Source organism: Streptomyces sp. BK022, from assembly GCF_004217355.1.
Lineage (GTDB): Bacteria > Actinomycetota > Actinomycetes > Streptomycetales > Streptomycetaceae > Streptomyces > Streptomyces griseoluteus.
Genome location: NZ_SHKU01000008.1, coordinates 313,297 through 326,133, shown reverse-complemented (window position 1 = coordinate 326,133; position 12,837 = coordinate 313,297). Strand labels below are relative to the sequence as shown.

Sequence of the window (12,837 nt, the reverse complement as noted above, 5' to 3'; positions counted from 1 at the left end):
GAATCTCCTGGACTGACGTACGACCCCGGCGCACGCACCTGTCTACAGGGCGAGCAGTTCCTTGGTCGTGATGGTGAGTAGCTCGGGTCCGCCGTCCGCCTCGGGGCGGACGACGAGCGTGTCATCGATCCGGACTCCGCCCCGGCCCGGAAGGTGGACCCCCGGCTCGACGGTGACCGGCACGCAAGCGTCAAGTTTACCCATGGCCGCGGGGGCGAGCTGCGGGTCCTCGTCGATTTCGAGCCCGACCCCGTGTCCGGTGGCCGGCTGGAGGGCCGCGCCGTGCCCGGCGGAGTCCAGCACCTGGCGCGCGGCACGGTCCACGTCACGGCAGGCTGCACCGGGCGCGAGGGCCTCGCGACCGGCCCGTTGGGCTGCGAAGACCAGGTCGTACAGCTCGACCTGCCAGTCGGCCGGCGAGGTGCCGATGACGAAGGTCCGGCCGATCTCGCACCGGTAACCGCGGTAGGCGGCGCCCAGGCAGACGGAGAGGAAGTCACCCTCCTCCACCCGCCGGTCGGTGGGGCGGTGGCCCGGGCGGCCGGAGTTGGGGCCGGTGGCGACGGAGGTCGGGAAGGCGGGCCCCTCAGCGCCGTGGTCGACCAGCCGGCGCTCCAGCTCCAGCGCGAGGTGGCGCTCGGTGCGACCGACCAGGATGGACTCCAGCAGCTCGCCGAGGGCCTGGTCGGCGATCTCGGCGCCGATGCGCAGACAGGAGATCTCCTCCTCGTCCTTGATCAGCCTGAGCTGCTCCACGGCCGTACCGAGCCCGGCGAGGCGCACCTTGGGCGCCACGGCGTCCAGGGCCCGGTACCGGGCGACGGTGAGGTGGTGCTCCTCCACGGCGAGGGCCTCGCTGCCCTGGCTCCCGGCCAGGTCGGCGGCGGCCACGGCCGGATCGCGGCCGGGCGCGGACAGGATGTGCAGGACCAGGGACTCGTCGGGGCGCCCGTCCGCGGGCCGGTCCTCCGGCGGGACGGGGCACACCAACTGGTCCTGGTCCCTGCCGAGCAGCAGGACGGCGCCCTGGGGCGCGGCGCCCGCCAGGTAGCGCACATTGGCGGGGCGGGAGATGAGCGCTGCCGCGGTACCGGCCGCGTTGCAGCGTTCCCTCAGCCGGGATCGGCGGGTCGCGTACACCTCTGACATGAGACGAGCGTAGAAGTTGTGCCCGGTTTGTGCCGGTTGGCGGGGGCCGAGTGGGGTGCGGCCGGTGTCCCTACCAGTTCGGCGGGCTGGCGATCGCGCGGGCCAGCACCTCGTCGAGGACCCGTGCGGTGCCGGGGACGTCCAGCTGGGAGTTGTCGATGATGGGCAGCCCGGAGCCGTACCAGCCGGCCATGCGGCCGTGGATGCGGGCCACCTCCTCGTCGGTGAGGCGGCGGTTGCCCGAGCGCTCGGCGTTGCGCTCCAGGACGATGTCCAGCCCGGGCAGCAGCACCACCGGGAGCAGGCCGGGGCCCACATGGCGCTTCCAGCCGCCGAGACCCACCACCGGGCGGTCCGGGAAGACCGCGTCGTCGAGGATGCAGGAGATCCCGTTGGCCAGGAAGTTGCGGGCGGCGAAGCCGCAGGTGCGGCGGGCCAGGCGGTACTGGGCCTCGGAGTGGTCGTTCCACCCGGTCTGGGGGTCGGCGAAGCCGGAGCGGACCCACTCGCGGACGTCGTCCAGGCTGATGTGGGCGGTGGCGGCCCGTCGGTGGTCGGCCCAGTACTTGGCCACGCTGGTCTTCCCCGCGCCCGCCGGACCGATCAGCAGCACGGCGAGCGTGGTGGCTCCGGGGTCGGGCGCCGTCATGTGGGGCGGCGCCGCGGGGACGCCGACAGGGCCGCCCGGCGGCAGCGTCACATGCCCGGAGGCGTCGGGCGCGGGCGGCGCCACCGGGTGCTGGGGGGCCGGGTGCTGGGGGGCCGGGTGCGGTGGAACCGGGGCCTGCGCGGGCAGAGCCGGCGGCGCGGGCGGTACGGGACCCGAGAAACCGGGTGGCGGGACGCCGGGGCCCTGGGGCGCCCCCGCGGCCGGTGCCCAGGTGGTGTGCGGCCCGTGCCCCGGCTGGTGGGGCGGCGGCAGCGGAGATCCCACTGCGTGCTGCATCCGTTGCCACTCCATCTCGTACACACACTCGGCGCCGGAAGGCGGGTACGGAGCCCGCACCCTACCGAACGGTACCGCCCCCGGCCGTCGATTGGTGAAACGGCCGGGGGCGGTGCGAAGTGCCCGCTCCGGGTGGGGAATCGGGCACTCCGGGCGGTACGGGACCTACTGGCCGACCTCGCCGTAGGCGGCGAGGAGGACGGCCGGGTCGGGGCCCTCCAGCACGGTGGGCCGGGCGAGGCCGTCCAGGACGATGAAGCGCAGCATGTCCCCGCGGGACTTCTTGTCGACCTTCATCGCCTCCACCAGCTTGGGCCACTGGTCGTAGCGGTAGTGCAGGGGCAGGCCGACGGACTCCAGGACCGCGCGGTGCCGGTCGGCGGTCGCGTCGTCCAACCGCCCTGCCAGACGGCCCAGTTCGGCGGCGAAGTGCATACCGACGGCGACGGCCGCGCCGTGCCGCCACTTGTAGCGCTCGTTCTTCTCGATGGCGTGCCCGAGCGTGTGGCCGTAGTTGAGGATCTCCCGGCGGCCGGACTCCTTGAGGTCGGAGGAGACCACGTCCGCCTTGACCCGGATCGAGCGCTCGATCAGCTCGGCGGTGTGCGGACCGGCCGGGGTGCGGGCGGCCTCCGGGTCGGACTCGATCAGGTCGAGGATCACCGGGTCGGCGATGAAACCGGCCTTGATGACCTCCGCGAGCCCGGAGACGTAGTCGTGCACCGGCAGGGAGTCCAGCGCGGCCAGGTCGCACAGGACACCGGCCGGGGGGTGGAAGGCACCGACGAGGTTCTTGCCCTCGGCGGTGTTGATGCCGGTCTTGCCGCCGACCGCCGCGTCCACCATGGCGAGCACGGTGGTGGGTACGGCGATCCAGCGCACCCCGCGCAGCCAGGTCGCCGCGACGAAGCCGGCGAGGTCGGTGGTGGCACCGCCGCCGACGCCCACGACCACGTCGGTGCGGGTGAAGCCGGACTGGCCGAGTGCCTTCCAGCAGTAGGCGGCGACCTCGGCGGTCTTCGCCTCCTCGGCGTTGGGCACCTGGATGGCGACCGCCTCGTACCCCTGCTCCGCCAGGTCGGCGCGGAGCGCGTCGCCGGTCCCGGCGAGCGCCTCGGGGTGGATGACGGCGACCCGCTTGGCCTTCTGGCCGATCAGTCCGGCCAGCTCGCCCAGCAACTGGCGGCCCACCAGGACCTCGTAGGGGTCGGTGCCCGCCGTCCCGGCGATCTGGATGCGGGTGACTTCCTCGCTCATGCTTCCTTCAACTCCAGTGCGTCCAGGACGGCTCGGGCGACGTCCTCGGGGCCGCGTCCGTCGGTCGGCACGACGGCGGTGGCGACCTCTTCGTACAGATGGCGGCGGGCCTCCATCAGCGCGCGCCACTGCTGGCGCGGGTTGACGGCGAGCAGCGGGCGGGCGGCGTTCAGCCCGGTGCGGCGCACGGCCTCCTCGACGTCCATCGAGAGGTAGACCACCCGCTGCGCGGTCAGCAGCGCCCGGGTGTCCGCGTCGAGGACGGCGCCGCCGCCCAGCGCGAGGACGCCCGCGTGCCCGGCGACCGCCTCGGCCACCGCGCGCTTCTCCAGCGCGCGGAAGGCGTCCTCGCCGTCGTCCACGAAGATCTCGGCGATGGTGCGGCCCTGGGCGGCCACGATGTCGTCGTCGGTGTCCCGGAACGCGGCGCCCAGCCGGTCGGCCAGCAGCCGTCCGACGGTGGACTTGCCGACGCCCATCGGTCCCACCAGGACGACCACGGGCGCGGTGCTCATCCGATCGCCAGGTTGTCGAGGTAGGAGCGGACGTTGCGCCGGGTCTCGGCCACGCTGTCGCCGCCGAACTTCTCCGCGACCGCGTCCGCGAGGACCAGGGCCACCATCGCCTCGGCCACGATGCCGGCGGCCGGGACCGCGCACACGTCGGAGCGCTGGTGGTGGGCCTGCGCGGCCTCGCCGGTGGCGACGTCGATCGTGGCCAGCGCGCGCGGCACGGTGGCGATCGGCTTCATCGCCGCCCGCACCCGCAGCAGCTCACCGGTGGTCAGACCGCCCTCGGTGCCGCCGGAGCGGCCGGTGGCGCGCTTGATGCCCTCGGGGGTGCTGAGGATCTCGTCGTGCGCCTTCGAGCCCGGCACCCGGGCCAGGTCGAAGCCGTCGCCGACCTCGACGCCCTTGATCGCCTGGATGCCCATGAGGGCGGCCGCGAGCCGGGCGTCCAGCCTGCGGTCCCAGTGCACGTGCGAGCCGAGTCCGACCGGGACGCCGTACGCCAGCACCTCGACCACGCCGCCGAGGGTGTCGCCGTCCTTGTGGGCCTGGTCGATCTCCGCGACCATCGCCTTGGAGGCGTCCGCGTCCAGGCAGCGCACCGGGTCCTCGTCGAGCCGCTCGACGTCGGCGGGCGTCGGGTACACGCCGTACGGCGCCTTCGCGGCGGCCAGCTCCACGACGTGGCTGACGATCTCGATCCCGGCGGTCTCCTTCAGGTACGACCGCGCGACCGCGCCCAGCGCGACCCGGGCCGCCGTCTCCCGCGCGGAGGCCCGCTCCAGGATCGGCCGGGCCTCGTCGAAGCCGTACTTCTGCATGCCGGCGAGGTCCGCGTGGCCGGGTCGGGGGCGGGTCAGCGGGGCGTTGCGCGCCAGGCCGGCCAGCACCTCCTCGTCCACCGGGTCGGCCGCCATGACCTGCTCCCACTTCGGCCACTCGGTGTTGCCCACCATGACCGCCACCGGGGAGCCGAGCGTGAGCCCGTGCCGCACACCGCCGAGGAACGTGACCTCGTCACGCTCGAACTTCATCCGCGCGCCACGCCCGTAGCCGAGCCGCCGCCGCGCCAGATGATCCGCCACCATCTCCGTGGTGATCGGCACGCCGGCGGGAAGTCCCTCCAGCGTCGCGACGAGTGCGGGACCGTGGGACTCCCCCGCGGTCAGCCAACGCAGCCTGCTCAACGTTGCTCCTCAGATTTCGCGCCCGGCACTGCCCCGCTTACGCGTGTCCGCGCGTACGGCGGCGGCCCGGCCGGGTGCGCGATCCCGGCCCGCCACCTCCGATCCTCCCACGCCGGGCCCGGTATCCGGGCCTCGGTCCGGATTTCGGGACCCGGGCAGGGGGGAGGGCGGGCGGCCGGTCAGCGGGCGGCGAGGGCCCGTTCGCCCGCCCGGCGCATGGCCTCCAGCGGGGCCGGGGTGCGACCGGTCATCCGCTCCACCTGGAGCACGGCCTGGTGGACCAGCAGGTCCAGACCGCCGACCACGGCCCCGCCGAACATCGACCAGCGGGCGGCCAGCTCGGTGGGCCAGGGGTCGTAGAGCACGTCGAAGAGGGTGGTGGGGCGCTCGGGTACGGCGGTGGCCAGGGCGTCCGCGGCGCCCGCGGGGGTGGTGGCGATCACCAGGGGCGCGTGCAGGGCCTCGGCGGCGTCCGCCCAGTCGGCGGTGCGGACGTCCATGTCGAGGCGCTCGCCCCACTCCCGCATCTCGGCGGCGCGGGCGGCACTGCGGACGTACACGACGACCTCGCCCGGGCAGATCCGGGCGAGCGCGGCGAGCGCGGAGGAGGCGGTGGCGCCGGCGCCGAGGACGGCGGCGGACTCCACCTCCTCGATCCCGTGCTCGCGCAGCGCGGCCACCATGCCGGGGATGTCGGTGTTGTCCCCGATCTTGCGCCCGTCCTCCGTGAACACCACGGTGTTGACCGCGTCCACGGAGGCCGCCGTCTCACCGACCTCGTCCAGCAGGGGCATGACGGCCCGCTTGAGCGGCATCGTCAGCGACAACCCGGCCCACTCGGGCCCGAGCCCCTCGAAGAACCCGGCCAGCCCCGCCTCGTCCACCTCGAACCGGTCGTACGACCAGTTGTCGAGCCCGAGTTCCGCGTACGCGGCCCGGTGCAGCACCGGGGAGAGCGAGTGGGCGATGGGCTTGCCGAGCACCGCGGCGCGGCGGGGGTCAGTGGCCCGAGTTTGCATTGAACTTTTCCGTCAGCTTCTGGAATTCCGCGTTGGTCTTCGCGAACTCGGTCTTGCTCATGCCGTCGGTCGCGACGAAGTACATCCAGCCCTCGTCCGTCGGGTCCAGCGCCGCCCCGAGCGCCTCGTCACCGGGGTTTCCGATCGGACCGGGCGGCAGACCCTTGTTGGTGTAGGTGTTGTACGGGTTCTTGTCCCCGTAGATCTCCTTGAGGGAGATGTGGATGTTGCTCGCGCCCTTGAGGTAGTTGTAGGTCGAGTCGAACTGGAGCAGCCCGTTGGTCTCGGTGTTGTCGGGCTTCAGACGGTTGTAGATCACTTCCGCCATCTTGCGGAAGTCGTCGTGCGTCTTGCCTTCCGCCTGCACGAGGCTGGCCACGGTCAGGAGCTGCCACGGCGATTCGAGCCCGACGTCCGGCGCCTTCTTGTCCAGGCCCAGAGCGGTGTACTTGTCGTTGGCCCGGCCGACCATCGCCTTCAGGACGTCCTTGGGCTTCTGGTCCTTGCCGACCGCGTAGCTGGACGGGAAGAGGAAGCCCTCCAGCGGGTCCTTCAGACCGGGGTGGTTGAGCGCCCACGTGGGCAGGCCGAGGGACTTGTACTCCTTGGCGGCCACCTTCTGGGTGGTGCCGTTCGCCAGCTTCAGCCGCTTGTCGATCAGCGCGTAGACGGCCGCGTTGCGGGTGCCCTCGGCGATGATCAGGTTGTTGCGGCTCTTCGGGCTGAGCATCAGCTCCACCGCGCTGGCGGCGGACATGTGCTTCTGGAGGGTGTAGACGCCGTCCTGGAGGGACTTGCCCTTGGGGTTGGCGAGCTGGGCCGAGACGAAGGCGTCGACGCTCTCGACGACGCCGGCCTCCTTCAGTTTGCGGCCGATGTCGGCGCCGACCGCACCCTTGGGGATCTCGACCGTCACCGCCTCGCCGTTGCCGCTGCCCGCGTAGTCCGGGGCGGGGGCGAAACGATTTTTGTAGAACTGGTAGCCGAAGTAGGCGACGCCGCCGAGGCCGCCGCCGAAGACGAGGACGACGACCATCAGGGCGCAGCCGGTGCGGCCCTTCTTGCTCTTGACGGGCTTGCGGCCCTTGCCGCGCCGCTCGGCGGGTTCCGCCGTGCCGTCGTCGTCCCCGGGGGGCGTGGGGTGCTCGTCGTCGCCCCGGGGGTCCCAGCCGGGCTCGTGTGCGGGCTCCGGGTCCCGGTGGCCGGGGGGCTGGGGCGGGGGGTAGGCGTCCTCGGTGCCGTAGAGGTCGGGCTGCTCGGCGCCGTAGGCGACGGGGTGCTGCCCATAGGGGTCGCCCGGATCGGCGGCGTAGGGCACATGGCCGTGCGTACCCGTGGCGTCCCAGCCGCCCTGGTGCTGCTGGGGATGCGGGTGCTGCCCGGTCTGCTGGGGATCGAAGTGCTGGCCCTGACCGTCGTACTGGGGGTACTGCTGACCCCCGTAGTGCGGCTGCTGGTCCTGGGACCAGCCGTCGTACTGCGGGTGCTGCGGCTGGCCGCCGTAGGGGTACTGCTGTCCCGCGTGGGGCGCCTGCGCTCCCCACCCGGCGTCCCCGTACAGCGGGTCCTCCGGATGCCACGGTTCGGTGCCTGGGCCCCGGCCATACTCAGTCATCGATCCCCTAGAGCCGCGAGGCCGACGGTCGCCCGGCTCCAGGACCGGCTTCCCTTCCGCCTCTTGCTGTGCGGCGGCTGTTCGAACACCGCCGCATCGCGCGGAACGTTACCGCACCGCGATCAGATGACCACTTCGACGCCCTCACCGGGTGGTGCACCTGACACCCGTTCGGATTCCAGCGCCTGCTGGAGGATGATCACCGCGGCCGCCTGGTCGATCACGGAGCGGCCCTTCTTGGACTTCACGCCCGAGGCGCGCAGTCCCTGACTGGCCGTCACGGTGGTCATCCGCTCGTCGACCAGCCTGACCGGCACCGGGCTGATGCCCCGGGCCAGCTCATCGGTGAACGCGCGCACCTTGACCGCCGCCGGGCCCTCGCCCCCCTTGAGGGAGCGAGGGAGCCCGACGACGACCTCGATCGGCTCGTACTCCTCGACCAGTTGCCGCAGCCTGCGGTGCGCGGCCGGGATGTCCCGGCCGGGGACCGTCTCCACCGGCGTGGCGAGGATTCCGTCGGGGTCGCACGAGGCGACCCCGATCCGGGCGTCCCCGACGTCGATGGCGAGCCGGCGTCCTCTGCGCATGACGGCCCGGCCTACTTCGCGGTGTCGGCGACGAGGCGCTCGACGGCGTCGACGGCCTCGCCGACGGCGGCCGGGTTCTGGCCGCCGCCCTGGGCGACGTCCGGCTTGCCGCCACCGCCGCCACCGAGGGTCTTGGCGGCGGTACGGACCAGCTCACCGGCCTTGAGGCCGCGCTCACGAGCCGCCTCGTTGGTGGCGATCACGGTGAGCGGCTTGCCGTTGTTCACCGTGAACAGGGCGACCACGGCGGCCCGGCCGCCCTGGATGCGTCCGCGCACGTCCAGCACCAGCTTGCGCAGGTCGTCCGGGGTGGTGCCGTCCGGGACCTGACCGGCGACCAGGGCGACACCGCGTACGTCCTTGGCGGACCCGGCGAGACCGGCGGCGGCCTGGAGCACCTTCTCGGCGCGGAACTTCTCGATCTCCTTCTCGGCGTCCTTCAGCTTGCCGAGCATCGCGGAGACCTTCTCCGGCAGCTCCTCCGGGCGTCCCTTGATCAGCTCGCTGAGCTGGTTGACGACCGTGTGCTCGCGGGCGAGGAAGTTGTAGGCGTCCATGCCGACGAGCGCCTCGATCCGGCGTACGCCGGAGCCGATGGAGGACTCGCCGAGCAGCTTCACCAGGCCGAGCTGGGCGGTGTTGTGCACGTGCGTGCCGCCGCACAGCTCCTTGGAGAAGTCGCCGATGGTGACCACGCGGACCCGCTCGCCGTACTTCTCGCCGAACTCGGCGATGGCGCCCTGCTTCTTGGCCTCGTCGATGCCCATGACCTCGGCGTGCACGTCCAGGTCGCGGGAGAGCACCTCGTTGATCTTCTGCTCGACGTCGGTCATCACGGCCGTCGGGACGGCGGCCGGGGAGCCGAAGTCGAAGCGGAAGCGGCCGGGCTGGTTCTCCGAACCGGCCTGGGCGGCCGTCGGGCCGAGGGCGTCGCGCAGCGCCTGGTGGGTCAGGTGGGTGGCCGAGTGGGCGCGCGCGATGGCCTTGCGGCGGCGGGCGTCGATGGAAGCCTGGGCCTTGGCGCCGACCGTGACCTCGCCGACCTGGACGACGCCCTTGTGGACGTAGACGCCCGGCACCGGCTTCTGGGTGTCGCGGACCTCGATGACGGCACCGGTGTCCACCTTGATGCGGCCGGTGTCACCGATCTGGCCACCGCCCTCGGCGTAGAACGGGGTGCGGTCGAGCACGATCTCGACCTCGTCGCCCTCGGTGGCGGCCGGCGAGGAGACGCCGTCGACGAGGATGCCGACGATCGTGGTCTCGCTCTGGGTGTCGCTGTAGCCGATGAAGTCGGTGGCGCCGGCGGCGTCCGCGATCTCGCGGTAGGCGCCGAGGTCGGCGTGGCCGGTCTTCTTGGCGCGGGCGTCGGCCTTGGCGCGCTCCCGCTGCTCCGTCATCAGGCGGCGGAACCCGGTCTCGTCCACGGAGAGGCCCTGCTCGGCGGCCATCTCCAGGGTCAGGTCGATCGGGAAGCCCCAGGTGTCGTGGAGCAGAAACGCCTTGTCGCCGGAGAGCACGCTGCCGCCGGACTGCTTGGTCTCGGTGACGGCGGTGTCGAGGATGTTGGTGCCGGCCTTGAGCGTCTTGAGGAAGGCGTTCTCCTCGGCGACGGCGACCTTCTCGATGCGCTCGCGGTCGGTGATCAGCTCCGGGTACTGCTGGCCCATCATGGCGATCACGACGTCGATCAGCGGCTTGACCACCGCACCCTCGGCGCCCAGCAGGCGCATGTTGCGGATGGCGCGGCGCATGATGCGGCGCAGCACGTAGCCGCGGCCCTCGTTGCCGGGGGTGACACCGTCGCCGATCAGCATGACGGCGGTGCGCATGTGGTCGGTGACCACGCGCAGCGAGACGTCCGAGGCCTGGGCGTCGCCGTAGGCCACGCCGGTCAGCTCGGTGGCCTTCTGGATGACGGCCATGGAGGTGTCGATCTCGTACATGTTCTGCACGCCCTGCAGAATCATGGCGAGGCGCTCCAGGCCGAGGCCCGTGTCGATGTTCTGGCTCGGCAGGTCCCCGAGGATCTCGAAGTCGTCCTTGCCGATGCCCTCGCCCCGCTCGTACTGCATGAAGACGAGGTTCCAGATCTCGACGTACCGCTCGTCGTTGACGGCGGGGCCGCCCTCGACGCCGAACTCGGGGCCGCGGTCGTAGTTGATCTCGGAGCAGGGGCCGCAGGGGCCGGGGACGCCCATGGACCAGTAGTTGTCCTTCATGCCCAGGCGCTGGATGCGCTCCTTGGGCACGCCGACGACGTCGTGCCAGATGCGCTCGGCCTCGTCGTCGTCCTTGTAGACGGTGATCCACAGGCGCTCGGGGTCGAGGCCGTAACCGCCCTTGTCCTGGGGGCTGGTGAGCAGCTCCCAGGCGAACTTGATGGCGCCTTCCTTGAAGTAGTCGCCGAAGGAGAAGTTGCCGCACATCTGGAAGAAGGTGCCGTGGCGGGTGGTCTTGCCGACCTCTTCGATGTCGGGCGTGCGCACGCACTTCTGCACGCTGGTGGCGCGCTGGAAGGGCGGCTTGACCTCCCCCAGGAAGTAGGGCTTGAAGGGCACCATGCCGGCCGGGACGAGGAGCAGAGTCGGGTCGTCCGCGATGAGCGACGCCGAAGGGACGACGGTGTGCCCGCGCTCCTCGAAGAAGCTCAGCCAGCGGCGGCGAATCTCGGCCGACTCCATCAGTGGTCCTCATTCCGGTTGTACGAGTACGTCGTGTTCTCGATGTACTTCACTGTGCTGCTGTTGTTCTCGATGGCGGTGATCCGCCGGGGCTCCGGCAGGGCGGGGCTCTCGTGGATGCCGAGCGCCTCCTCCAGCTCCGCCTCGCGCTGGACCATGTTGTCGCGGACGTCGAGTGCGAAGCCGACCGCCGCGTCCTTGAGCCGGTGCCCGGTCTCCAGCGCCTTGTTGGCAGCGGTGACGGCGAGGCTCTCGGGGGTGAGCTGCTTCAGCTTGCGGTTGACCTTGGTGGTGGCCCACACACCGGCGGCGACGCCGGTGCCGAACCAGAACGTACGGCGGAACATCGCGGTCCTCAGTCCTTCTTTCGCTTGCCCCGCCGTGCGGCCGGGACCGTCCGGCCCACGATCACCGTACGGCGCGGCGTCTTCGCGGGCTTGGCCTCGTCGCGGCCGCCGAGCGCGCGGCGGACGCCGTAGCCGAAGGCGGCGACCTTGACCAGGGGGCCGCCGAAGGTGGAGGCGACGGTGGAGGACAGCGCGGAGGCGTTCGACGTCACCTCCTGCACGTCGGAGGCGATGGCGTCGACGCGCTCGATCTGGGTCTGCGCCGAGCGCACCGCCGTGGACGCGTCCGCCAGCAGCGGGACGGCCTGGTCGGTCACGTCCGCCACGAGCTTGGTGGTCGCCTTGAGCGTCTGGGCCAGCCTCGCCAGCGCTACGGCGAGGAAGGAGACCAGGATCGCCCAGAAGACGGCCACCAGGATCCCGGCAACCTCTCCACCGGACACTGTGCGCACCAGCTCCCTGAAACGTGCTTGAGCATCGAAAAAGTCGTGCACCGAGCCTATCGCGCCACCGGTGGGGCTCCGTACCGGATTACCGGGCTCCGTCGGGGATGCCGGGAACGCGCGAACCCGCCGCCCCCTCCGCCGGAGGGCGGGGGGACGACGGGCCGTGGTGCTGCGCCGGGGCTGGGATCAGCGGGCGTAGTACTCGACGACGAGCTGCTCGTCGCAGATCACCGGGATCTCCTTGCGGTTCGGCTCACGGTCCAGGCGGAACGCCAGGGCCTTGAGGTTCACCTGGAGGTAACGCGGGGTCTCGCCGTCGGCGGCGAAGCCACCCTCACGCGCGACCTGGAAGAGCGTCTTGTCCTTGGAGCGGTCGCGGACCTGCACGACGTCGTCCGGACGGACACGGAAGGACGGCTTGTCGACCTTCTGGCCGTTGACCTGGATGTGGCCGTGGACGACCATCTGGCGGGCCTGGTAGATCGTGCGGGCGATGCCCGAACGCAGGACCAGCGCGTCGAGGCGGCGCTCGAGCTCGATGATCAGGGCCTCACCGGTCTTGCCCTGGACCTTGGCGGCACGCTCGTAGGCGCGGACGAGCTGACGCTCGGACACGTCGTACTGCGCGCGCAGACGCTGCTTCTCGAGCAGACGGACCTTGTAGTCCGAGTTCTGCTTGCGGCCGCGGCCGTGCTCGCCCGGCGGGTAGGGGCGGGCCTCGAAGTACTTGACGGCCTTCGGGGTCAGCGCGATGCCGAGGGCACGCGACTTCTTGACCTTGGGGCGGGACTGGTTCGCCATGGAACCGACACCTCGTGTTTCTTATGCGAATACGGCTTCACCAGGGTTAGGGGAGGTCGCATCCGCAGCCGGGGAGACCCTGCCTGTCCTTGCCGGACGGGCCGGGCAGCCGTTCCCCGAACTGGGCACATACGTGCAGCACGCGAGTGGCCCACCGACCGGTTCCGGCGGCTGGCCGGAGGGTGGTGGGCTGCCCGCGACACCTTCGACGGTGCGCGACGCTCCTGGAGAACCCCGCCCTGGGGCCGGACTCTCCGGCTGGATGTCCCGCTCTGGTGAGCCGTTCCCCC

General features: G+C 71.8%; 12 protein-coding genes. All 12 read right to left on the bottom strand.

The window, feature by feature from the left end; all coding sequences use genetic code 11:
- Nucleotides 1–42 precede the first annotated feature (42 nt).
- Nucleotides 43–1,149, bottom strand: a complete 1,107-nt coding sequence (locus tag EV284_RS30565; protein ID WP_130339881.1) for an aminopeptidase P family protein — start codon at nt 1,147–1,149, stop codon at nt 43–45.
- Between the two features lie 70 nt (nt 1,150–1,219).
- Nucleotides 1,220–2,095: a Pro-rich N-terminal domain-containing protein gene (locus EV284_RS30560; protein ID WP_130339879.1), complete on the bottom strand. Its 876-nt coding sequence runs from the start codon at nt 2,093–2,095 to the stop codon at nt 1,220–1,222.
- A 165-nt stretch (nt 2,096–2,260) separates the two neighbouring features.
- Nucleotides 2,261–3,352, bottom strand: a complete 1,092-nt coding sequence (gene aroB, locus EV284_RS30555; RefSeq protein ID WP_130339877.1) for a 3-dehydroquinate synthase — start codon at nt 3,350–3,352, stop codon at nt 2,261–2,263.
- Complete coding sequence (locus EV284_RS30550) at nt 3,349–3,867, bottom strand: shikimate kinase (protein ID WP_130339875.1); 519 nt, start codon at nt 3,865–3,867, stop codon at nt 3,349–3,351. The genes aroB and EV284_RS30550 overlap by 4 nt, the downstream gene beginning before the upstream one ends.
- Entirely contained in the window at nt 3,864–5,048 is a 1,185-nt protein-coding gene (aroC, locus tag EV284_RS30545) for a chorismate synthase (RefSeq protein WP_130339873.1), read from the bottom strand. Before aroC ends, EV284_RS30550 begins: the two co-directional genes overlap by 4 nt.
- A 179-nt stretch (nt 5,049–5,227) precedes the next feature.
- On the bottom strand, nt 5,228–6,067 hold the full coding sequence (locus EV284_RS30540; protein ID WP_130339871.1) for a shikimate dehydrogenase: 840 nt from the start codon (nt 6,065–6,067) through the stop codon (nt 5,228–5,230).
- Nucleotides 6,048–7,682: an endolytic transglycosylase MltG gene (gene mltG / locus EV284_RS30535; RefSeq protein WP_130339869.1), complete on the bottom strand. Its 1,635-nt coding sequence runs from the start codon at nt 7,680–7,682 to the stop codon at nt 6,048–6,050. Before mltG ends, EV284_RS30540 begins: the two co-directional genes overlap by 20 nt.
- Before the next feature lie 122 nt (nt 7,683–7,804).
- Nucleotides 7,805–8,269: a Holliday junction resolvase RuvX gene (gene ruvX, locus EV284_RS30530; protein WP_130339867.1), complete on the bottom strand. Its 465-nt coding sequence runs from the start codon at nt 8,267–8,269 to the stop codon at nt 7,805–7,807.
- A gap of 11 nt (nt 8,270–8,280) precedes the next feature.
- Nucleotides 8,281–10,953 (bottom strand): alanine--tRNA ligase, encoded by a 2,673-nt coding sequence (gene alaS, locus EV284_RS30525; protein ID WP_130339865.1) that lies wholly within the window; start codon nt 10,951–10,953, stop codon nt 8,281–8,283.
- Entirely contained in the window at nt 10,953–11,300 is a 348-nt protein-coding gene (locus EV284_RS30520) for a hypothetical protein (protein ID WP_030810645.1), read from the bottom strand. The genes alaS and EV284_RS30520 overlap by 1 nt, the downstream gene beginning before the upstream one ends.
- 8 nt (nt 11,301–11,308) lie before the next feature.
- On the bottom strand, nt 11,309–11,752 hold the full coding sequence (locus EV284_RS30515) for a DUF948 domain-containing protein (RefSeq protein ID WP_031180163.1): 444 nt from the start codon (nt 11,750–11,752) through the stop codon (nt 11,309–11,311).
- Nucleotides 11,753–11,932: 180 nt separating this feature from the next.
- On the bottom strand, nt 11,933–12,547 hold the full coding sequence (gene rpsD, locus EV284_RS30510; protein ID WP_018549020.1) for a 30S ribosomal protein S4: 615 nt from the start codon (nt 12,545–12,547) through the stop codon (nt 11,933–11,935).
- Nucleotides 12,548–12,837 lie beyond the last annotated feature (290 nt).